Source organism: Tenacibaculum skagerrakense (assembly GCF_004345825.1).
Lineage (GTDB): Bacteria > Bacteroidota > Bacteroidia > Flavobacteriales > Flavobacteriaceae > Polaribacter > Polaribacter skagerrakensis.
Map to the genome: position 1 here is coordinate 163,459 of NZ_SLXM01000002.1, position 21,599 is coordinate 185,057.

Sequence of the window (21,599 nt, forward strand, 5' to 3'; positions counted from 1 at the left end):
TTACTTTCTAAGTAGAGAGAAATGTCCTTTTCTGTTAATTTTATTTCCGTTTCTATCAGTTAATTCAATGTTGAACCAGTAGTCGTTTGAAGGTAATACTTTTCCATTGTATAACCCATCCCAACCTTGTCCGTCAATAGCGATTTCAGTTATTGGGTTTCCGTATCTGTCAAAAATATGAATGCTACTTTGAGGATAAAAAGTTGTACTTGCACCTTTTACTACCCAAACATCATTTACACCGTCATTATTAGGCGTGAAATATTTTGGGAATTCAAGTACCGAGACCTCCAGTTCGGTAACTCCACAACCGTTTTTGTCTCTTACCAAAATGGTGTACACACCACCGTTTAAGTTCTCAAACATAGGAGTATCTTGAAAATCTCTGATAATGGTATTATTACTTTCATCTTGTAGTGCAAATTCGTAATCACCAATACCTAGGTTATTGTTACTATTATCAATGGTGATTGAGTTATTAGTAGAATCATCAATAATAGTAACATCATCTTCGGTTAAAGTTGCTATGATAGATTCGTTTACAATGATTCTTCTAGTTCTTGTACAATTTGTGGTTGTATTAATTGCTGTTACTTCATAAGTTCCGCCTTGTGTAATGTCTAAAGTTTCACTTGTTGAAGAAGTGTCGATAACACCATTACGCCTCCATTCATAAGTATAAGTTCCATCAGGCATTTCAGCTTCAATAAAAGAAGGACTGTTTAAACACACTATTTGAGGCGTAGTTATCTCGAATTCTGGAAGAGGTAATACTCTAATGAAAAACTCACCTAAACCAGTACAATCGTTATTGATTCTATTAATAATTTTCACAAAAATAGATTGCTGAGTAGATGCAGGAATATTCGTGTTTCTATAATTAGCAGGATCAGGAATTTGGTTAATAACCGCATCTCTGTCTGCCGCAGTTTCAAAGAATAACACATCTAAATCGTTTCTAATAGTAGGGTCGAATAATAATTTAATATCATCAATAGCAGGACTGATATCGAAATTAGCAATTCCGTCTCTATCATCGTTGTTGATAGTATCATTTCCATCAGCATCTAAGAAATCATCACAGGTAGTAAATTCTTCATTATAAGCTACATCTCCAGCAAAAGAAATAGTAATATCTAATCTAGAGATTCTAAAACATCCTTCACTAGAAATTGTTCTTACCCAAACAGAATCACCATTAGTTGCAGTATGAGAAACAGGATCAGTAATTTGTGCAGTATCTGCAATGGCATCAGCCTGTGTTGGGTAGTATTGGAAAGTTTCGTTAGTATGGTTATTCGAAATAGATATTTCTGCTTGTGTTAAGTTGATATTGGTTATAAGATCACTATCTGTATCACATTGATTAATTTGTGCTGGATTGTTAGCAATGACAGGTAATGGATGAATGATTAATCGAAATGGCATAAAAGCGGTAGCAGGTTCAGAAACCGTAAAACAATTGGTGTTAGCTACATTTTCAATTCTTACATAAATAGTTTGCTCATTAATTGTAGCATTTCTATAAGGATTGTTTTTGTCAATTGCATCAGTACTATTATCCGTTTGAGCTCCTGATAAGGTTGTGTGATATGATACATTGAATAGCGTAGGGTCTAGTCCTCCTAAAACTTCACTATCTTTGGTTGATAATATAAAGTCATTATAAAAACCATCGGTATCGCCTCCATTAGCAACATCATCACAGACTTCGTAATCTGATGCGGTTTGACCAACAGGGTTATCAAAATTCAATACTCTAAAAGTCCCATCTGTAAAACAGTTATTAGCATTTCTATTTCTTTTTCTTACATAAATAGTTTCATTGTCACTCGGACTAATAAAGGCTGTAGGTGTAGTTATTTGATTAAAATAACTTGGATCACTAAAAAATAAAACTTCAAAATTAGCTGGATCTTGTCCGTTCAATATATCGTTCGTGCGTAATGTTAAATCAAACGTGTTGCTTTCACAATTAGATAAATCTGAAATAGGAGGAATCGCAGTTGCTGGTTCAGAAAATTCTAGAACAATGTCATCACTATCTGTACAGCCAGCATCATTAATCTCACAAGTGTAAGTTCCGTTTCCTAAATTTGCTAAGTAAGTCTGACTAGTTTCACCAGGTATCTCAACACCATCTTTATACCATTTATAAGAAGTAGCCGTAACATTTGCTGTTAGTAAAGTACTGTCTCCACAAACTGAGTTGTCTCCTGCTATTGTTAAATCATTACCTAGATTTAATCCTAAATTAAAACTTCCTTTTTCCAGAAAAACGGCAGTGTCAAAAACTTGATCGCTAAAATCAGCCACAACGAGTTTTATGTGATATGTTACGTTTGGAATTACATCTGCTTGTGCTGTTAATACAACAGTTCTACCAGCAAAACCAGTTTCACTTATATCAGAACCAGCAAAAAAACTTTCGTTTTGAGCGGAACACTGAACTCCACCAGCACCATCTGGGATTTCAGCATGTACGTTAGTTACACTAACTGGAGTTGTTGTTCCAGGTACCACAGCAATATTAGTATAGTTAGTTTCGGTACTTTGCCTTAATAAAAAAGCAAAACTATCCGCAAAACTACAAGGAAAAGCTCCTTGATATTCTTGAGAAGCCATTAAATATCTAAAACTAATCCTGGTAGATTTAGGAACAAAATCAAACTCTATAACGGCTGCGTCAGAAATTTGACCAGTTGGCACACCAAGAGTGTTAGCGAGATCTGCATCAGAATTTCCAGTAGTTGCAGTACTCAGAGTTCCTCCTACTGCATTAGCTTGAATTCTACTTGCAATACCAGAAGTTAAAACTATCCCTTCTTCAAAAGGAAAAGAACTTCCTGCTTGGCGTTTAAAAAAACCGTAGTTTTTAAAAGGTTGTTCAGTTGGTGTTCCACTTACTTGAGAAGTTACATTAGAAACAGTATTACAAGATCCTGTAATTAAAACGTCTGAAATTAATTGTTCAGGAGAAAAACTTGATTCTGGTTCTGCGTTATTATTAACATCTACTTGAGCATTTATACCTACAATACTTGTAAAAAATATAACTAGAAGAGTAGCTTTTATTTTGTTCATATAATTGATTAAAAGGCTGGCAATTTACTAAAAAAAACGCCGATAAAGGCGTTGTGTATTAGTATTAACATCTAATAATAAAACAATTATACAACGTAAAACCCTACCCGTAAATTAGATTAAAGTTGTACTAAATGATTATAGGTGTTTTTTATAAATCTCTTTTCTTTAATAATTTATATGAAAGAACAATGAATATGGCCGTCCAAATCAAAACGATAATAACATCAAAAACATGAACAGAATAATCCGCAACAAATTCTTCTCCAATTTGTTTTGCTACAGATTTTACAGCTCCTAAACGAGTAAACGGTTCTTTTATGAGGTTTGCCATTGCTTCTAGAGGAAAGAACTGCATGATTTTAGCAACTTCAGCTCCAGCAGCCATTTTTAAATCTCTAAAAGTCCAATACAAGTATCCTTTAAACATACTTTCAATAATAAGCCATACAATCATAGCAGCTACCGCAAAGGCAGATCTTTTAATTAAAATACCTAAGAACAAACCGAAAGAAAAGAACCCTACAAGCTTTATGAAAAATGCAATAAAGTATTCCAAACCTGAAAAAATGATAGATAATTCATTGAAATCAGAGTAGATAAGTCCTAATATTAAGGATACAACAAATACAAACAATGTTGAAATTGCAGCAAAGACAATTACTGTATAAAACTTAGAAAGGATGAATTCTTTTTTGCTTAAACCGTCAATTAAGTTTTGTTTTAATGTTTTGTAACTGTACTCGTTAGCCATCATGGATACAATAACCAAGAGTAAGAAAAACTTAAACATAGCCGCAATAAATGTGTTAAAATGCCAGATGTATGGAAAGTTAAATATTCCTTGTTCTGCAAGATGAAACTTAACAGGTCCAATGTCAAATTTTATAGCGGCTATTAATGCGATAGAAGTTAATAAACCAAAATATATGATAGATAAAACCTTACTGGCTCTATTGTGTTTTAATTTGTGAAATTCAATATTTAAAAGACGTAACATAGTGGTAGTTTTTTTGATTAGTTATTTGTTAAGTTTAAGAACTGTTCTTCTAAACTAGGTTTACGCATAACTAAGTGAGAAACAATAATTCCTTTTTCGAATAGGTATTTGTTGATTTCTGATGCAGTAGTTTCATTTTCAAGTCTAGCTACAATTAAATCATCTTCTACATTAACAGTTGCGATATCATAATAGTTTTTCAATGTTTTCACTAAAAGATCTTGATCACCATCTGTTTTTACTTCAATAATTCCGTTAGAAGCTACCATGTTCTCAACTCTACCACTGTAAAGTTTTAATCCGTTTCTAATTACAACTACATGTGAACAAACTTTTTCAACTTCATCTAAAAGGTGAGAAGCTAATAATATGGTTGTTCCATTTTTAGCAATTTCTTTTATTATTTGTCTAATTTCATGAATACCTTGAGGGTCTAATCCATTAGTAGGTTCATCTAAAATTAAAATCTCTGGATTGTTTAGTAGTGCAGAAGCAATAGCAAGACGCTGTTTCATTCCTAAAGAATAGGTTTTAAACTTGCTATTTCTTCTTTCGTAAAGATTAACTGTTTTAAGTTTTTCTTCAATATTGGTGTATGGCACTCCTTTGATTTTACAGATAAGTTCAAGGTTTTGAACTGCTGTCATATAAGGATAAAAGTTTGGGCGTTCAATAATTGCTCCAACTCTTTTTAGTGCATTATGTGTAGACATGGTTCCGCCAAACCAAGAAAATTCTCCAGCAGTTTTGTTTACAACATTTAAGATAATTCCTAAAGTAGTAGATTTTCCACTTCCGTTAGGACCTAAAATTCCATAAACATTTCCTTTCTCAATATCAAATGAAAGATTTTTTACAGCGTGAATACGACCATATTTTTTGTCGAGATTCTTAATAGATAAAATGGTATCCAATAGTATAAAGTTTTGTCAGTTTTCTATTCGACGAACAAGATACCAAAATGTTACGGGATATTATAAAGTGTATTAGATTAACTTGAGTATAAAGGCTTAATAATTATCTAAATCTAAGCTGTCTAAGTCTTCGAAGTCATTGAACATATCTTCGTCTTCATCTTCAAAGTCACTAAGGATATCATCCGATTCAAAAACCTTTTCAGGAGCTTTGTTAGGAACCTCTCCAATACTCAAAATAGTAGTTGTGTCCTGATTTTTTTCATCAGAAACTTCAATTAACTCAACATAAAAAGTCCACATTTGAAGGAAATCATAAACATAGATTAGTTTATCATTTTTCTTTTCAAGTATTTCTTTAGTGATACAAGAGGCCATTGATAATTCTTCTCCAGCTTCAGCCATATTGAATAAAGGTATTTCTAATCCTTGATTCCATTCACTATCACTTTTATAGAAAGAAGCCATTTCACCTCCATCAAATCCAAAAGCTTTAGCAATCTCAAAATGTAATTTTTCTAGAGATAAATTTTCATCAAACGCAATGGTTCTTATTACATCTTCATCAACATCTAAAATAGCACGAACTTTATACATTTCTTAATTTTTAATAGACTACAAAAATACGTATTTTTACTCCTTATTTAAGTTTTTGAACATTTTATTCCTAAATGAAGAAAGAAGAAATTTTAAAGCAACTTAATTCCTATAATACCAACACTTTAATGGAAACTCTTGAAATTGAGTTTGTGGATGTAGGTGAAGATTACGTTACAGCAAAAATGCCTGTAAACTCTAAAGTTCATCAACCATATGGTATTTTGCACGGAGGAGCTACTGCAGCTTTGGCTGAAACTGTAGGGAGTTTAGCTTCTGCATATTTTTTAAAGTCAAAAGATAAAATAGTTAAAGGAATAGAGTTAAGCATCAATCATTTAAAAAGTAAAAAAGAAGGTGTTGTTTATGGAACCGCAAGACCAATTCATAGAGGTAGAACTACACATTTATGGGAGATAAAAATTGTTGATGAAGAAGACAATCTTATTTCTATCTGTAAGTTAACAAACATAGTTCTTGATAAAAATAAGTAGTAGTGTTTAAAAAAATAGTCAAGATCGTTTCTATAATAATTTTAGTTTTAATTGTATCGCTATATATTGTATTTACAGTTTTTACTTCGCCAAAGTCAGATGAGCAAGTATTAGAAGCGTATGAGAACAGTTATGTAAAACCTATTTTGACTAAAGAGAAGTTTAAGGAATTTACGTATAGAAAAATAGAAATAAAAAAAGACACCTCACTCTCAACGTTGGTTTTTGTACATGGAACCATTGGGTCATTAAATGATTTTTCTAAATATCTTTCAGATAGTTTACTACAGCATAAGTTCAATATGATTGCTTACGATAGGATTGGCTACAATTATAAAGATGAAAATCCAGTTCAAGAAAGTATTGCTTTTGAAAGAGAAATGTTGTTGGATATAATTAAAGATTTAAACAAAGATAAAGTAGTACTTGTTGGTTATTCTTATGGAGGTCCTATTGCATTATCGGTTAAAGAAAAAGTAAAGAAGATAATTCTATTAGCACCGGCGGTTCATAGCAAAGTTGAACCAATGCCTTGGATGCTTAATTTTTACAAATGGAAATTGACGAGATGGTTAGTTCCAAAAGTATGGAAGCAAGCTTCTAAAGAAAAATTGTCGCATCGTGAAGATTTGAAAAAATTTGAAAAAGAATGGAGTAATACTCCGAATAAAGTTGTTAGTATTCACGGAACTAGCGATTGGATTGTGCCGTATGAAAATTCAAAACTACTTCAAGAGCAATTTGATTCCAATCAATTTCAATTAGTTGATTTAGAAAAAGGAAATCATGGTTTGGTATGGTCAAATTTTGATTTTATTAAAGAACAATTATTAAAGCACGCAGATTGAAAATTTTAGAGAATATAGAAAGTGCACTTTCTAAAGATTTGCCATTTGTTATTTACAAAACTCCGAATTCAGATTTTTTACAGGCTTTTTTTCAGGAAGATGTAGGTGTGCATTACAGTCAAGATTATTCTGAGTCAGGTTTTATTTTTGCTCCTTTTGATAGTGAGAACAAAGCTATTTTGTTTCCAGAGAAAAATTCAATTATACAGCAAGAGAGAATAACTTTCGACGTTAATTTTCAAGATACTCAAAAGGTTTTAGAAAATAAAAGTCAAAAGGAGTTTCATGTAGGTTTAGTGAGTAAAGCTGTTGATGCTATAAAAGACAATCAGTTTTTAAAATTAGTCATGTCTAGAGCTGAAGAGGTGCTTTTGGAAGATGGTTTTTCGGAAATTGCTACGTTTAAAAAGTTGGTGCAAAAATATCCAACTGCTTTTGTGTATTTCTGGTATCATCCTAAAATAGGAAAATGGATGGGAGCTACACCAGAAACATTAGTAGCAACTAAGAACAAGGATTACAGAACAATGTCTTTAGCAGGTACTCAAGTGTATCAAGAAAATATCAGTCCTTCTTGGTCATCAAAAGAAGTTGAAGAGCAGTATATAGTTACGGATTTTATAAAAAGTAAATTAGAGTCAATTAGTGAAGAATTATCAATTTCCGAATTAGAAACTATTAGAATAGGAGGGTTGTTACACTTGAGAACTATGGTGAAAGGGGAAATGAAGAATACAGTTTCTGATATAATTAATGTCTTACATCCAACACCAGCTGTTTGTGGTTTGCCAAAAGAAAGTGCTAAACAGTTTATTCTAGAAAAAGAAGGGTATAATCGTCAGTTTTACACTGGTTTTTTAGGAGAACTTAACCTTAACACAAATACAGAAACTATAGAGTCTAATTTGTTTGTTAATTTAAGATGTATGCAATTACATGCTAATTTTACAGCGAAAATTTATGTAGGAGGAGGAATTACCAAGGATAGTGTTCCTGAAAAAGAATGGTTAGAAACTGTTCAAAAGTCAGGAGCTATGAAAAGTGTTCTATAAAAGAAAAACCACCAATAAGATGTTAAACAACTTATTAAGTGGCTTTTACTTTGTGTAAATTGAATTTGAATTAAAATTTTATATATCGTCGAAAGAAACGTCTGTAAAGCTTTCTGTAGTTTGCTCTACAAATCCATTTTCATCTTGTTTCTTAAAGTCTTTTTGATGACGTTCGCTAATAACTTCGCTTCCTTTATTATCAATGATAAAATCTGTTGCTTTGTTTAGCATTTCTTTGAAGTCAACAAAGTCTTCTTTGTAAAGATAAATTTTATGTTTTTGATAGTGGAAAGATCCATCATCGTGAGTAAACTTTTTGCTTTCGGTTACTGTTAAGTAGTAATCATCTGCTTTTGTAGATCTAACGTCAAAAAAATATGTTCTTCTTCCAGCTCTTAATACTTGTGAAAAGATTTCTTCTTGTTCTACTCTCTCGCTCATAATTCGAAGTCTTAAAAAATCGTAGTTTATTTAATTTTTACGTAAACAAATCTAACAAAATATTTTACTTGTACACATAAAACTCTAAATTTCTTTTTCTAGGAGTTGTTGGTCATATAAATTTTTATAGGTGCCGTTTTGTGTTATTAATTGATTGTGAGTTCCTTGTTCTATAATTTTTCCGTCTTCTAAAATGATAATCTTATCTGCATTTTTTGCGGAAGAGACTCTGTGGCTAATGATAAAAGTTGTTTTGTTTTTAGAAACCCTTTCTAAATTTGATAATATCTTTTCTTCGGTCTCAGTATCTACAGCCGATAAACAATCATCAAAAATTAAAATTCTAGGATCTTTAATAATGGCTCTAGCAATCGATGTTCTTTGTTTTTGTCCACCAGATAAAGTAACACCTCTTTCTCCTAATATTGTTTTGTATCCGTTTGCAAAATCTATAATATTTTCATGGATTACAGCATTTTTTGCAGCGGTAATTATTTCTTCTTCAGTAGCGTCTTTTTTTCCAAACTTTATATTGTTTTCAATAGTATCTGAAAATAAAAATGGATCTTGAGGAACAAAACCTATTTGATCTCTTACATCATCTAAATGAAATTCTTTAATAGGCTTATCATCTATTAATACAGTTCCTTCAGTAGTATCATACATTCTAGCAATCATATTCACAATAGATGATTTTCCGCTTCCGGTTTTACCCATAATAGCTAAAGTTTCTCCTTCTTCTACAGTGAAGCTTATGTTTTTTAACGCTGTAATATTGGTATCATCATAAGTTAACAACACGTTGTTAAACGTTACTTTTCCTTTTATTTGGGTTCTTTCTGTTGCTGTATTTCTTATTTCAGGAACTTGTTCTAAAAACTCATTAATTCTCGTTTGAGATGCTTCTGCTTGTTGAATAATCGATGTTACCCAACCTACAATGGCTACTGGCCAAGTTAATATATTAACGTATAAAATAAATTCAGCAATTACACCAATTTGAATTTCACCAGCGATGTATTGTTTACCACCTATATATAACACTAAGATGTTGCTAATACCAATTAGTAAAATCATTAAAGGGAAAAATAAGGCTTGTACTTTTGATAGCTCTATATTTTTTTCTTTTGCTTCTTCCGCTAACTCTGTAAAGTTTGAAAAAACGGCATTTTCAATAGCGTACGATTTTACCACATTTATTCCAGAGAAGAACTCCTGGTTGAAAGTTGTTAGTTTAGATAAGTACTGTTGAACAATGGTTGTTTTTCTGTTAATCTCTCTACTTAACCAAAAGATAGAAATTGATAAAATAGGAAAAGGGAGTAGCGTATATAATGTTAACTTGTAATCAGAATTTAGCATTTTGGTAAAACCAATAGCAAAAAGAACAATCATGTTTAATGAGTACATAATAGCTGGTCCAAAATACATACGTACTTTGGAAACGTCTTCAGATATTCTGTTCATTAAATCTCCAGTTCTGTTTTTATTATAAAAATTAACTGATAAATTTTGGTATTGTTGGTATATCTCGTTTTTTAAATCGAACTCAATAAGTCTTGAAACTACAATAATTGTTTGACGCATCAAGAAAGTAAAGAAACCTGCCAGTAAGGTAACACCAATAATTATTAAAATATTGATTAATAATTCATGCTTAACTGCTGCTAAATCAGTTTCTTTTCCTTTTACATAGTCTTCAACAATATTTAAAGAATTTTTTATAATTTCAGGAATCTTTAAAGAGAGTAATTTTGATAAAATTGTAATAATTACCCCTATAAATAATCTCCATTTGTATTTGATGAAATATTTGTTAAGATATTGTAATGCTTTCAATTCTTTAATGTTATTAAAATAAATATGTTAATTTGATAAACTTTACTGTTTGTTATTATAATATTCTTAATTTCAGATTAGCATATTGCTTTGTAATTATGAAATTCATATTTTTGTTACCTATAAATTTGAAGAATGATAATTTCTTCATTTAAAACAAACACTATATGATGTCTGAAATTATTGATACTAAAGACCTTAAAAACGATCCTGTTTTTGGGCAACTATCTTTCGATGGTCACGAGCAAATCGTTTTTTGCAATGACGAAGATACAGGATTAAAAGCAATTATTGGTATTCACAATACAACTTTAGGACCTGCTTTAGGAGGTACTAGAATGTGGCAGTACAAAACAGAGTGGGAGGCATTAAATGATGTTTTACGTTTATCTCGTGGAATGACTTATAAATCAGCTATTACTGGTTTAAACCTTGGAGGTGGTAAGGCAGTAATTATTGGTGATGCAAAAACACAAAAGAACGATGCTTTAATGCGTAAGTTTGGTGAATTCGTAAATTCATTAAGCGGGAAATACATTACAGCAGAAGACGTGGGTATGGAAACTCGCGACATGGATATTATTAGAGAAGTTACACCTCATGTTACTGGTGTTTCTGAATCTATTGGTGGTTCTGGAAACCCATCGCCAGTTACGGCATATGGAGTGTATATGGGAATGAAAGCTGCTGCAAAGTATAAGTTTGGTTCTGATAACTTAGCAGGTAAGAAAGTTTTAGTTCAAGGAGTAGGACATGTTGGTGAAACATTAGTTAAACACATAACAGATGAAGGAGCTCAAGTAATCTTAAACGATATTAATGAGGCTCGTTTAGAAGAGTTAAGCAAAAAATACAATGCAAATGTTGTGTTAGGAAATGATATTTATGGATTAGATATCGATATCTATGCACCGTGTGCTTTAGGAGCTACTATAAATGACGAAAGCATTGCTCAATTAAAGGCGTCTGTAATTGCAGGAGCAGCTAATAATCAATTAGCAAACGAATTAAAACACGGTAAAATGTTAAGAGAAAGAGGAATTGCTTATGCACCTGATTTCTTAATCAATGCTGGAGGAATTATAAATGTTTATGCTGAGGTAGAAGGATATGATAAAGCTGAAAGCATCAAGAGAACTGAAAACATTTATAATACAACACTTGAAATTTTTGAATTAGCAGAAAAAGAGAACATCACTACTCACCAAGCTGCTTTCAATATTGCACAAGGAAGAATTGATCAGCGTAAAAAAGAGCAAAATAGCTAGACAAAACCAATAAATATTATATTTTTGCGGGGCGATAGAAACATTTTCTATCGCCCTTTTTAAAGTTCCTCATTTAATGATTAATAGAAGACATATTCGTTTAAAAGTAATGCAGTCTGTTTACGCAATGCAACAGTCACACACTTCAGACTTACTAAAAGAAGAAAAGTTTTTGAAGTTCAGCATTCAAAAAATGTATGATTTATACGTCTTAAACCTTCAGCTTCTAGTAGAAGTTCAAAAGTATGCTGCAAAAAAAATTGAACTTTCTAAAAAGAAAATCTTAGCAACTAAAGAAGATTTAAATCCTAATATTAAGTTTATTGAAAATAGACTGTTAGCTCAGATAAGAGATAGTGTTAGTTTAGAGGGCTATTTAGAACTGAATAAACTAAATAACTGGGATATTGAAGAAGAATATGTGAAAATTATTTGGGAGGAATTAAACTCAAGTAAACTTTACAAAGATTACATGAATTCCTCTGAAGATTCTTATCATGAAGATCGAATTTTTGTGGTTAATTTTTTCAAAGAAATTATCGCTCCTAATGAAAAATTAGCAGATTATTTTGAAGACACAATGATTTCTTGGGTTGATGATATTCCTTTTGTAAATACGTGGATTGTTAAAACCCTGAATAAGCAGAAGAAAGAAAATCCTTTTGTGTTAGGGCAGCTTTATAAAGATGATCAAGACAAAAGATTTGTTTCTGATTTATTCAACAAAGTGATGTTGAATCATCATAAATATGAAGAAGATATCAAAGAGAAAACTCCTAACTGGGAGGCAGATAGGATTGCAGATATTGATATGATTCTTATTAAAATGGCCATTACTGAGTTTTTGCATTTTTCATCTATACCTAGTAGAGTATCTATAAATGAATATATAGAGTTAGCAAAAGATTATTCTACAAGTAAAAGTGGTTACTTTATCAATGGAGTTTTAGATAAGATTGCTAAAGACTATACCGAAAGTAATAAGATGGTCAAAATAGGAAGAGGTTTATTATAAAAAAAATAAATATTTTTGTTGAAGTTAAAAACCAAATAATAATGAAAAAAATAATTGGAATTTTAGCGTTGGCTGTTTCTTTTAGTTCAGTTGTTTCATGTAATAGTGGAAATGCGGCTGCAAAAGTTAAACAAGAAAACGTTACACAAGCGAATCAAAGAGATAAAGAAATTAGCCAAGGAGCACCAGAAATAGCTTTCGATAAAGAAGTGTTCGATTTCGGAACTGTTGAAGAAGGTTTTGTAGTAGAAACTTCTTTTAAGGTTACCAATACTGGTAAATCTGATTTAGTAATAACAGATGCTAAGGCAACTTGTGGTTGTACTGTGCCAACTTGGCCAAAAGATCCTATTAAACCAGGAGATACTGCTGAGATTCAAGTAAAGTTTAACACGGCAGGAAAGCCTAATAAACAAAGTAAAACAGTTACGTTAACAACGAATACTTCTAAAGGTCAGGAGCAAGTTAAGGTAACAGGAATGGTAACTCCAAAAAATAAAGCTTAATGTCTTACATGATTTTATTACAAGCAGATACAAGTGGTTTAATGCAAATGCTTCCTTTTGTAGCAATGCTAGGAGTGTTGTACTTTTTTATGATAAGACCACAAATGGCTCGTCAGAAAAAAGAAAAACAATTTAGATCTGAAATTAAAAAAGGAGCTAAGGTTGTTACAACAAGCGGAATTCATGGAAGAATAGCCGAGATCAACGATAACAATAATACCGTTGTTATTGAAACAGGAGCAGGAAAAATTAAATTTGAGAGAGCTGCTATTTCAATGGAACTTACTCAAAAACAAACCGAAAAATAAACGGTATTTAAAAATAGTTAAAGTGAGCTTTTGCTCACTTTTTTGTTTTTAAGTAGATTGCATAAAAAAATATTCTTTGGACACTATAAAAAACATACCTAAAATTTTTCTTAGTTTTTTAGCAGCTTCTTTTTTGATGTGGTTTTTAATTAATCTGTCAAAAGAGTACAAAACTGAAATAGTTTTTGATGTTGAATATGAAAACTTACCTCAGGAAAAAGTTTTTAGAGAGGCTCCAACAAATCAAATAAAACTATTAATTAAAGGAAATGGCTTTAAGCTCTTTTCTACAAACATATTTAGTAAGAAGGTTACATTGTCTCTTGATAAATACAAAAGGAACAAATGGAAGTATTATTTGTTAACGGATGATCAAAAGACTGAGCTACAAAATCAACTTAAATCTGGGTTAGAGTTACTTGAGGTTGTAGACGACACGATTCATTTGAATTTGGGTACCTATCGAACTAAAAGTGTACCTGTTAAATTTACCAATGCAATAAGATTTAAACCTGGTTATGGTTTGTCTGATGTTATTGTTAAACCAGATAGTGTGTTAATTTCTGGTCCTGAGGAAGAGATTAATGCAGTTTCAAGTGTTGCTACTAAAAGTGTTGAACTTGAAGATGTTTCAGAAGATGTTAAAATTACTGTTGATTTAAACCTTCCGGAAGAGTATGCAAACATCAAGTTAAGTAACAGCAATGTAGCAGCAGAAATTTTTACAGATAAATACACAGAAGGAACCTTTGAATTACCCATTAATATTATAAATATACCTTCTGATGTAGATTTAAAAGTATATCCTAAAAAGGTAACTGTTACCTATAAAGTAGGTTTGAAAAATTATAGTAAAATTACGGAAGAATCGTTTGAAATAGTATGCGATTATCAATCTTCTGTTGAAAAAGGATTGGCTTACTTAGTTCCAAAATTTAAGAAAAAATCAAATCTTGTTTCTTCAGTTAGGATAACTCCACAAAAAATAGATTTCTTGATTCAAAAATAAGAGAGGACAATATGTTAGTAGGATTGACAGGAGGAATAGGAAGTGGTAAAACTACAGTAGCTAAAATGCTAGCAGCATTTGATAATGTTGTGGTGTATTTTGCGGATGATGAAGCGAAAAAGTTAATGAATACCTCTAAGCAAATTAAAGAACGTTTAATCGAGGAATTTTCAGAAGAAGTTTATAATAGTGAAGGACTCTTGAATCGACCTTTTTTGGCAGGTATTGTTTTTTCAGATAAAGAAAAGTTAAAAACACTAAACTCAATTGTTCATCCTGTGGTACATCAACATTTACAAGATTTTCTAAAAACGCATAAAGACAAAGATTATATTTTGTACGAAAATGCTATTCTTTTTGAAAATGGAAGTAATAAATTATGTGATAAAATAATCACAGTTACCGCTCCTGAAGAGTTACGAATCGATAGAGTTATGAAAAGAGATAATGTTAGCTATGAAGAAGTAAAAAACAGGATAAAAAATCAATGGACAGACGAAAAAAAAACAATTCAATCTCATTATCTAGTTCATAATCTGAATATTACTGTTGTTAACGAACAAATAAAAAATATTCACAATAAATTAACAGAATCTTAGTCTTCGGTTATAGATATTTTAACACAAATCTTAAATTTTTCTTAAAAACACATTATCTTTGTTAATCTAAGTTAAAAGAATTTTAAGCCTTGGCTTAATAAAGTACATTTGAATAATGGGAAAGAGAATTTTTATTCTTATTGTGATTTTAATGAGTATTTCGCTGATCGGAATTATTGCGGTTCAGTTGTATTGGGTTAAAAACGCAGTTAAAAGTAAACAATTAGAATTTGAAACAAATGTAACCATAGCTCTTGCTAAAACTTCTGAACGAATTAAGCAAAGAGAGTATGATGAGTTTAGAGATAAACATAGATCGTTCTTTGAAAATAACAAAGCCAGGACTAATGCTGAATTAAAAAATTATTTATTTCAACAAATAGATACCGTTAGTAAACAAAAATTCACTTTTGGAGCAACAATTTTAGAGGAAAATTTCAAGATACCAGTAGATTTTGTTGGGAATGATACCGTAATCTTTAAGCGCTTTACGGGGAAAGAAGATTTTTTATTTACAAAGACTTATGGATCCGAAGATAATAAGTATAAAACCTATACAGATGAAAATAAATTTTCTAGGTATATGACTTATCCAAGTTGGGAGAAGGAACAATTTGAGTATTTATTTAGTCAGAATAAAAAGTTTACACCAATACATAAAAGAATTAGTAGTCGAGAGTTAAATAATACTTTAAAAGACGAATTGGCGAAAATGAACATTCGTCAGAAATTCAAGTTTGGTGTATATGAAGGAGGTTTAGCTACACCAATTAAGTCTGGGTATTTTAAAATAGATGAAAGTAATAATTACTTCTATCCTTTATTTGAAGATGATAATGGGAATAGTAACTATAAATTATACGTTTCGTTTCCAGATGAGAAAAAGAGTTTGTTGTCGGGCATGATAAAAGCACTAATGCTTTCTTTACTGTTTATTGGAATAATTATTGCAGCTTTTTCTACCTCTTTGTATCAGTTAATACGTCAAAAGAAAATATCTGAGATAAAAACTGATTTTATCAATAATATGACTCATGAGTTTAAGACACCTATTGCTACTATTAATTTAGCACTAGATGCCATAAAAAACCCTAAGATTATTGGAGATGAAGAGAAAGTAAAACGCTATGTTCAAATGATAAGAGATGAGAATAAAAGGATGCATGGGCAGGTTGAAAATGTTTTAAGAATCTCTAAACTAGAAAAAAATCAGATTGATATTAGTAAAGAAGCAGTAGAGGCTCACGACATAATAGAAGAAGCTATGGATCATGTAAGTTTATTAGTTTCTGATAAAAAAGGAACAATAGATTTTCAGTTTAACGCGATAGCATCAGAAGTTCTAGGAAATAAGTTTCATCTAACAAATGTAGTAGTAAATATTTTAGAGAATGCGATAAAATATTCAGATGAAGCACCAAAAATAAATGTGTTTACAGAAAGCACAAATAAATACTTCATTTTTAAAGTAAAAGATGAAGGAATAGGAATGAGTAAAAATGCTCAAAAATATGTTTTCGATAAATTTTATCGTGAACATAAAGGAAATATTCACAATGTTAAAGGTCATGGTTTAGGTTTGGCATATGTGAAGGAAATTGTAGACAATCATCACGGAACCGTTTATGTAGAAAGTGAAAAAGGGAAAGGAAGTACGTTTACAGTAAAATTACCATTAATATAAATTTGAAGGGTACATAAAATGGGAACAAGAAAAATTCTATTAGTAGAAGATGATCCAAATTTTGGAACAGTCTTAAAAGATTATTTAGCATTAAATGATTACAATGTAACGCATGCTAAAGACGGTATTGAAGGTTTAATCATGTTTAAGAATTCAGAGTATGATCTTTGTATATTAGATGTGATGATGCCTAGAAAAGATGGCTTTTCTTTGGCTGAAGATATCAGATCAACAAACAAAGAAGTGCCAATTATTTTCTTAACAGCAAAAACGTTAAAAGAAGATGTGTTAAAAGGTTATCAAGTGGGAGCTGATGATTATTTAAACAAACCTTTTGACTCAGAAGTGTTGTTGCATAAAATAAAAGCAATCTTACAGCGTAAAGAAACAGAGAAATCTAAAGATGATGACCAGTTTGAGTTTACAATTGGAAAGTTTGCGTTTAATTCTAAATTAAGACACCTTTCTTTCAACGGAGACGAGCCCCAAAAATTATCTCCAAAAGAAAGTAAATTATTAAGAATGTTAGCAATCCATAAAAACGATTTAATGCCTAGAGAATTGGCGTTAACTAAAATTTGGAGAGATGATAATTATTTCACCTCTAGAAGTATGGATGTTTATATAGCCAAACTAAGAAAATATCTAAAATCAGATGAGTCAGTTGAAATTTTAAATATTCACGGAGAAGGTTTTAGACTAATCGACAACGAAGCATAACTACTTGAAAATACTATAAACTTCCAACTTAATTGTTGGAAGTTTTTTATTTTTATACATTCCAAGTAGAATTAAATGGCACAGTTTATAAAGTTATATAATGAAAATCCAAACCCTAAGGAAATAGACAAGGTTGTAAAAGTGTTACAATCTGGAGGTTTGGTAATTTATCCAACCGATACGGTCTATGGGTTAGGATGTGATATTACAAATACAAAAGCTTTAGAAAGAATTGCTAAAATTAAAGGGATAAAGCTAGAAAAGGCCAATTTTTCATTTGTTTGTAACGATTTGAGTCATTTGTCTGATTACGTAAAACAAGTGGATACTCCTGTTTATAAAATTTTAAAAAGAGCTTTACCAGGTCCTTACACATTTATTTTACCAGGAAGTACCAATTTGCCAAAAGCTTTTAAAAAAAGAAAAACGGTTGGGATTCGAATTCCAGATAATAATATAGCCAGAACAATTGTTGAACGTTTAGGAAATCCTATTGTTTCAACTTCTATACGTGATGAGGATGAAGTAATTGAATACACAACAGATCCGGAACTTATTTTCGAGAAGTGGCAAAATATTGTAGATGTTGTTATAGATGGAGGATACGGAGATAACCAACCTTCAACAGTAATTGACTTAACAGAAGATGAGCCAGAGATAGTAAGAGAAGGAAAAGGAAGTTTAGATGTTATATAATTCGTTTTTTAAATTTCCAAACGATAGCGGTCCTATTTATCATGAGACTCTTGAAGGAAGACTACCAGTAGAGCCTTTTAATACGTTTAGTAACTTAATTTTCATTATAATTCTTATCTATTTTGGAAGAAAAATATATAAGAACCCTAAGCAACACCCATTTTTTCTTTTCGCAATTCCAGTAATATTTATTAGTTGGATTGGAGGTACAATGTTTCATGGTACTAGAAGTCACGAATTTTGGTTAGTGTTAGATTGGTTACCAATAATGATTGTTTGCTTAGGGGGAATCGTATATTTTATAGGTAAGATTGAAAGAAAATGGTGGAAAAGAATGTTACTTTTTTTCGGAATATTAGCACTCTCTATTGTAACGAGAAAACTTCCAATTCCAAGTACGTATCGTATTTCATTTGGGTATTTTATTACTGCATTAACAGTTGTAGGGCCTTTTGTTTGGTATGCTTATAAAACACAATGGAAGAATGCAACATATATTTTAAAAGGCTTTTTAGTGTTTGCTGTAGCAATTACTTTCAGAACATTAGATAATTTAGTTGTAAAAGGAGACTTAAACCCGATTTTGCCAATGGGAACACACTGGTTGTGGCATACATTTGGAGGTATAGCTGTTTTTTTCTTGTTAAATTATATTTATAAGGATAGAGAAATCAAAGGAAATGAATAGCAAGCCTAGAATATCAAGATTAACAGCTATTTTAACTTATTTGCAATCTAAGAAAATAGTAACAGCTACCGAATTAGCAGCAAAATATAAAGTCAGTGTAAGAACTATATATCGTGACATTCGAACTCTAGAAGTTTCTGGTGTTCCAGTTTTTACTGAAGAAGGAAAAGGTTATTCTTTAATGGAAGGATATCATTTGCCTCCTGTAATGTTTTCTGAAGAAGAGGCTAATGCCCTTATAACAGCAGAGCATCTAATCAATAAGAATAAAGATAAATCCTTAGTTGAAAACTATCAAAGTGCTATTACCAAGCTAAAATCGGTTTTTAAGGCATCACAAAAAGAAAAGATTGATTTATTATCTGAAAGAATTGGCTTTAGGTATAATCCAGAAAACGAAACTACAAGTACAAATTTGGCTAAAATTCAATCGGCAATTACCAATTTTCAGTTAGCGCAAATTCATTATAATTCTATTGAAGGAAATTTTACAAAACGAATAATAGAACCTTTTGCGTTATATAGTACAAATGAGAACTGGTTATTAGTAGCTTATTGCAGATTAAGAGAAAGCTTTAGAGTTTTTCGCTTAGATCATATTGATAGCATTTCTTTACTTCATGAGAAATTTTCACCTCATAACATGACGCTGCAAGAATATTTTGAACAGTGTCTCAAAAATTTGTCAACCACCCCTGACAAACCTATGGCATAGTTACCTTTTAGTTTTGTGTTGTAATTAAAATAAACTATAATGAAAACAACACAGATGAAGTCTTTCAATGTAATTGGAATTAAAATCAGAACTACAAATCAAGAAATGCAGGCTGCTAAAGATATTCCTGCGCTATGGGAACAATTTATGTCTCAGAATATTATTGAAAAAATTCCGAATAAAGAGAGTGAAGATGTCTATGCGATTTATACAAACTATGAAAGTGATTATACAGGCGCCTACGACATGATTATTGGTTGTAAAACATATTCTTTGAGCGAGGTTCCTGAAAATATGTGTGCCTTGAAAATTTCAGCTAATTCATATGAAGAATTTATTGCAGAGGGAAAGCTTAACGATAATATTGTTTACAATAAATGGATGGAAATTTGGCAAACAGATTTGAATCGTAAATATGAAGCTGATTTTGAAATATATCCTGAAAATGTTCTCCCTTCAGAAAACACGAAAGTACCAATTTATATATCAGTAAAGTAAAAGAAGGAAATTAACTAACGTCATTACGAAAAAACTTAGTTTTGAAGTAATCTCAAATTTAACAATTCAAAAGTTTGTAGAGATTCCTTCACTTTGTTCGGAATGACGTTTAATAACTATTTTTTATTGTAAGTCTTTAAATTTTGTTCTTGCTAATATAAAATGTTGCCATACTACTGAAGTATGAATACTATAGTCGGATTTTCGTTGAATTTGTCTTCTTTTTTTGATAAACCTTCTAAGGTTTTTATAAAAGCTTAAGTGCGCTTTTAAAACCGACCAAGTATGAATTGGGCGGAGCTCCAATACAAATTTTAAGCCAGCAACTCCGTCTAAAATTAAACGTACTAAAATTACTTGCGCTAAGTGTTTGCATGGCACATTTTTTAAAATTGTTAGTAAACTATTTCTAAAGTTTAAAAATGTTTTTCTAGGATTTGATTCTTGTAAAGTAGCTCCGCCAACATGATATACTGTAGATGTTCCTACATATTTAATATTAAAACCTTCGTTTTGAGCTCTCCAACACAAATCAATTTCTTCTTGGTGCGCAAAATAATCCTCATCAAAACCACCTAACTTATGAAATACACTACTTCTTATAAAAAAACAAGCACCAGAAGCCCAAAAAATATCTGTAGTGTCGTTAAACTGCCCGTTATCATCTTCTAAATTATTAAAAACTCGTCCTCTACAATAAGGATATCCAAAGTAATCTACAAATCCACCAGCAGCACCAGCATATTCAAACTTTTCTTTGTTTTTAAAATCCAATAATTTAGGTTGAATAATAGCAGTATTAGCTTCTTTTTGAAAAACATCAATAATAGGAGGAAGCCAATTTGCTGTAACCTCTATGTCTGAGTTAATAAGACAATAAATATCTGCTTCAATAAATTCTAAAGCGTCATTATATCCTTTAGCATATCCGCCATTTTTCGAATTAACAACGATTTTTACAGAAGGGAAGTTGCTTTTAATGAAATTTATAGAATCATCAGTAGAAGCATTATCAGCAACATAAATATCAGCAACACCTTCACTAAAGTTTACTATTGAAGGGAGAAACTGTTCTAGTAATTGCTTACCATTCCAATTTAATATGACAACTGCTGTTTTCAAGTTGGCAAACTTACGCTATTAATATGACTTTAAAATGTAAAGAAGTATTAAATTTTATAGCCTGGAATTTCTTCTAAAAAAATATAAGTTTCGTTTAAAGAATCTAACTTACAGTGATAATGTTCTAGGCCATTAGTAACAATTAAATAGTTAGCATTTAACTTTAAGTTATAACGAGCAATTTGATCAAAAGTATCTTGTGTTATTTTTACAGAGGGAGCTTTACATTCTACAATAATATCAGGTGTTCCATTAGAGTTAAAAACCAATATATCACTACGTTTTTTTAAGTTATTTATGGTAAACTGTTTTTCTACAGCTATTAATGAAATTGGATACTGTTTTTCTTTTAATAAAAAATGAATATAATGTTGTCGAACCCATTCTTCAGGAGTAAGCACAATATATTTTTTTCGTATTTCATCAAAAATTAGATAGTGTTTTTCGCTATTTTTGATTTTCAAAGGATATGAAGGTAAATTCAGTTTTTCCATCATTCAAA

The 21,599-nt window shown here is 30.9% G+C and carries 23 protein-coding genes; 15 read left to right on the top strand and 8 right to left on the bottom strand.

The window, feature by feature from the left end:
• From EV195_RS05050 to EV195_RS05065, 4 genes are all read right to left on the bottom strand, one after another.
• Positions 1-3,084, bottom strand: a complete 3,084-nt coding sequence (locus EV195_RS05050; protein ID WP_132793599.1) for a choice-of-anchor L domain-containing protein — start codon at positions 3,082-3,084, stop codon at positions 1-3.
• A 151-nt stretch (positions 3,085-3,235) separates the two neighbouring features.
• The gene (locus EV195_RS05055) at positions 3,236-4,084 is read right to left on the bottom strand and encodes an ABC transporter permease (protein WP_132793601.1); all 849 of its coding nucleotides are present in this window, start codon (positions 4,082-4,084) and stop codon (positions 3,236-3,238) included.
• A 17-nt stretch (positions 4,085-4,101) separates the two neighbouring features.
• Positions 4,102-4,998 carry an ABC transporter ATP-binding protein gene (locus tag EV195_RS05060; protein WP_132793603.1) on the bottom strand — a complete coding sequence of 299 codons (897 nt, stop codon included), beginning with the start codon at positions 4,996-4,998 and terminating at the stop codon, positions 4,102-4,104.
• A 96-nt stretch (positions 4,999-5,094) separates the two neighbouring features.
• A complete protein-coding gene (locus EV195_RS05065; protein ID WP_132793605.1) occupies positions 5,095-5,595 on the bottom strand; it encodes an IS1096 element passenger TnpR family protein in 501 nt (166 codons plus the stop codon).
• Between the two features lie 74 nt (positions 5,596-5,669).
• Between EV195_RS05065 and EV195_RS05070 the strand changes: the two genes are divergently transcribed.
• The 3 genes from EV195_RS05070 to EV195_RS05080 are packed head-to-tail and all read left to right on the top strand — an operon-like array spanning position 5,670 to position 7,989.
• Entirely contained in the window at positions 5,670-6,089 is a 420-nt protein-coding gene (locus EV195_RS05070) for a PaaI family thioesterase (protein ID WP_132793607.1), read from the top strand.
• Between the two features lie 2 nt (positions 6,090-6,091).
• On the top strand, positions 6,092-6,937 hold the full coding sequence (locus EV195_RS05075; protein WP_132793609.1) for an alpha/beta fold hydrolase: 846 nt from the start codon (positions 6,092-6,094) through the stop codon (positions 6,935-6,937).
• Positions 6,934-7,989: a chorismate-binding protein gene (locus EV195_RS05080; protein ID WP_207899768.1), complete on the top strand. Its 1,056-nt coding sequence runs from the start codon at positions 6,934-6,936 to the stop codon at positions 7,987-7,989. The genes EV195_RS05075 and EV195_RS05080 overlap by 4 nt, the downstream gene beginning before the upstream one ends.
• A 78-nt stretch (positions 7,990-8,067) precedes the next feature.
• Here EV195_RS05080 and EV195_RS05085 read toward each other — a convergent pair whose 3' ends face one another.
• The gene (locus EV195_RS05085) at positions 8,068-8,430 is read right to left on the bottom strand and encodes a PUR family DNA/RNA-binding protein (protein WP_132793611.1); all 363 of its coding nucleotides are present in this window, start codon (positions 8,428-8,430) and stop codon (positions 8,068-8,070) included.
• A gap of 84 nt (positions 8,431-8,514) precedes the next feature.
• Positions 8,515-10,269 carry an ABC transporter ATP-binding protein gene (locus EV195_RS05090; RefSeq protein ID WP_132793613.1) on the bottom strand — a complete coding sequence of 585 codons (1,755 nt, stop codon included), beginning with the start codon at positions 10,267-10,269 and terminating at the stop codon, positions 8,515-8,517.
• 167 nt (positions 10,270-10,436) lie between these two features.
• Here EV195_RS05090 and EV195_RS05095 point away from each other — a divergent pair, with 167 nt between their 5' ends.
• The 12 genes from EV195_RS05095 to EV195_RS05150 all read left to right on the top strand — a co-directional run bounded on the left by EV195_RS05095 (position 10,437) and on the right by EV195_RS05150 (position 19,975).
• Entirely contained in the window at positions 10,437-11,537 is a 1,101-nt protein-coding gene (locus EV195_RS05095) for a Glu/Leu/Phe/Val family dehydrogenase (protein ID WP_132793615.1), read from the top strand.
• 76 nt (positions 11,538-11,613) lie between these two features.
• On the top strand, positions 11,614-12,552 hold the full coding sequence (gene nusB / locus EV195_RS05100) for a transcription antitermination factor NusB (protein WP_132793617.1): 939 nt from the start codon (positions 11,614-11,616) through the stop codon (positions 12,550-12,552).
• A gap of 41 nt (positions 12,553-12,593) precedes the next feature.
• A complete protein-coding gene (locus EV195_RS05105; protein ID WP_132793619.1) occupies positions 12,594-13,058 on the top strand; it encodes a DUF1573 domain-containing protein in 465 nt (154 codons plus the stop codon).
• Positions 13,058-13,366: a preprotein translocase subunit YajC gene (yajC, locus tag EV195_RS05110; protein WP_132793621.1), complete on the top strand. Its 309-nt coding sequence runs from the start codon at positions 13,058-13,060 to the stop codon at positions 13,364-13,366. The genes EV195_RS05105 and yajC overlap by 1 nt, the downstream gene beginning before the upstream one ends.
• 76 nt (positions 13,367-13,442) lie before the next feature.
• Positions 13,443-14,375 (top strand): CdaR family protein, encoded by a 933-nt coding sequence (locus EV195_RS05115; protein ID WP_132793623.1) that lies wholly within the window; start codon positions 13,443-13,445, stop codon positions 14,373-14,375.
• An 11-nt stretch (positions 14,376-14,386) separates the two neighbouring features.
• Positions 14,387-14,974 carry a dephospho-CoA kinase gene (gene coaE / locus EV195_RS05120; RefSeq protein WP_132793625.1) on the top strand — a complete coding sequence of 196 codons (588 nt, stop codon included), beginning with the start codon at positions 14,387-14,389 and terminating at the stop codon, positions 14,972-14,974.
• A gap of 151 nt (positions 14,975-15,125) precedes the next feature.
• Complete coding sequence (locus tag EV195_RS05125; protein ID WP_317128210.1) at positions 15,126-16,658, top strand: sensor histidine kinase; 1,533 nt, start codon at positions 15,126-15,128, stop codon at positions 16,656-16,658.
• 18 nt (positions 16,659-16,676) lie between these two features.
• Complete coding sequence (locus EV195_RS05130; RefSeq protein WP_132793629.1) at positions 16,677-17,378, top strand: response regulator transcription factor; 702 nt, start codon at positions 16,677-16,679, stop codon at positions 17,376-17,378.
• A gap of 75 nt (positions 17,379-17,453) precedes the next feature.
• Positions 17,454-18,074 carry an L-threonylcarbamoyladenylate synthase gene (locus EV195_RS05135; RefSeq protein WP_132793631.1) on the top strand — a complete coding sequence of 207 codons (621 nt, stop codon included), beginning with the start codon at positions 17,454-17,456 and terminating at the stop codon, positions 18,072-18,074.
• The gene (locus EV195_RS05140; protein WP_132793633.1) at positions 18,064-18,762 is read left to right on the top strand and encodes a ceramidase domain-containing protein; all 699 of its coding nucleotides are present in this window, start codon (positions 18,064-18,066) and stop codon (positions 18,760-18,762) included. Before EV195_RS05135 ends, EV195_RS05140 begins: the two co-directional genes overlap by 11 nt.
• Entirely contained in the window at positions 18,755-19,477 is a 723-nt protein-coding gene (locus EV195_RS05145; protein WP_132793635.1) for a helix-turn-helix transcriptional regulator, read from the top strand. Before EV195_RS05140 ends, EV195_RS05145 begins: the two co-directional genes overlap by 8 nt.
• A gap of 39 nt (positions 19,478-19,516) precedes the next feature.
• Complete coding sequence (locus EV195_RS05150) at positions 19,517-19,975, top strand: GyrI-like domain-containing protein (protein ID WP_132793637.1); 459 nt, start codon at positions 19,517-19,519, stop codon at positions 19,973-19,975.
• Positions 19,976-20,098: 123 nt separating this feature from the next.
• Here the strand turns inward: EV195_RS05150 and EV195_RS05155 are convergent, their stop codons facing one another.
• On the bottom strand, positions 20,099-21,097 hold the full coding sequence (locus tag EV195_RS05155; protein ID WP_132793638.1) for a glycosyltransferase family 2 protein: 999 nt from the start codon (positions 21,095-21,097) through the stop codon (positions 20,099-20,101).
• A gap of 47 nt (positions 21,098-21,144) precedes the next feature.
• Positions 21,145-21,591, bottom strand: a complete 447-nt coding sequence (locus tag EV195_RS05160; RefSeq protein WP_132793640.1) for a type I restriction enzyme HsdR N-terminal domain-containing protein — start codon at positions 21,589-21,591, stop codon at positions 21,145-21,147.
• Positions 21,592-21,599 lie beyond the last annotated feature (8 nt).

Excerpts from the sequence above, each read along its gene's own strand:
- nusB (WP_132793617.1), top strand. The coding sequence starts at position 11,614 with ATGATTAATAGAAGACATATTCGTTTAAAAGTAATGCAGTCTGTTTAC.
- coaE (WP_132793625.1), top strand. The coding sequence starts at position 14,387 with ATGTTAGTAGGATTGACAGGAGGAATAGGAAGTGGTAAAACTACAGTA.
- EV195_RS05105 (WP_132793619.1), top strand. The coding sequence starts at position 12,594 with ATGAAAAAAATAATTGGAATTTTAGCGTTGGCTGTTTCTTTTAGTTCA.
- EV195_RS05085 (WP_132793611.1), bottom strand. The coding sequence starts at position 8,430 with ATGAGCGAGAGAGTAGAACAAGAAGAAATCTTTTCACAAGTATTAAGA.
- EV195_RS05070 (WP_132793607.1), top strand. The coding sequence starts at position 5,670 with ATGAAGAAAGAAGAAATTTTAAAGCAACTTAATTCCTATAATACCAAC.
- EV195_RS05160 (WP_132793640.1), bottom strand. The coding sequence starts at position 21,591 with ATGGAAAAACTGAATTTACCTTCATATCCTTTGAAAATCAAAAATAGC.
- EV195_RS05135 (WP_132793631.1), top strand. The coding sequence starts at position 17,454 with ATGGCACAGTTTATAAAGTTATATAATGAAAATCCAAACCCTAAGGAA.
- EV195_RS05055 (WP_132793601.1), bottom strand. The coding sequence starts at position 4,084 with ATGTTACGTCTTTTAAATATTGAATTTCACAAATTAAAACACAATAGA.
- EV195_RS05130 (WP_132793629.1), top strand. The coding sequence starts at position 16,677 with ATGGGAACAAGAAAAATTCTATTAGTAGAAGATGATCCAAATTTTGGA.
- EV195_RS05150 (WP_132793637.1), top strand. The coding sequence starts at position 19,517 with ATGAAAACAACACAGATGAAGTCTTTCAATGTAATTGGAATTAAAATC.
- EV195_RS05145 (WP_132793635.1), top strand. The coding sequence starts at position 18,755 with ATGAATAGCAAGCCTAGAATATCAAGATTAACAGCTATTTTAACTTAT.
- yajC (WP_132793621.1), top strand. The coding sequence starts at position 13,058 with ATGTCTTACATGATTTTATTACAAGCAGATACAAGTGGTTTAATGCAA.
- EV195_RS05065 (WP_132793605.1), bottom strand. The coding sequence starts at position 5,595 with ATGTATAAAGTTCGTGCTATTTTAGATGTTGATGAAGATGTAATAAGA.
- EV195_RS05050 (WP_132793599.1), bottom strand. The coding sequence starts at position 3,084 with ATGAACAAAATAAAAGCTACTCTTCTAGTTATATTTTTTACAAGTATT.
- EV195_RS05140 (WP_132793633.1), top strand. The coding sequence starts at position 18,064 with ATGTTATATAATTCGTTTTTTAAATTTCCAAACGATAGCGGTCCTATT.
- EV195_RS05095 (WP_132793615.1), top strand. The coding sequence starts at position 10,437 with ATGATGTCTGAAATTATTGATACTAAAGACCTTAAAAACGATCCTGTT.
- EV195_RS05125 (WP_317128210.1), top strand. The coding sequence starts at position 15,126 with ATGAGTATTTCGCTGATCGGAATTATTGCGGTTCAGTTGTATTGGGTT.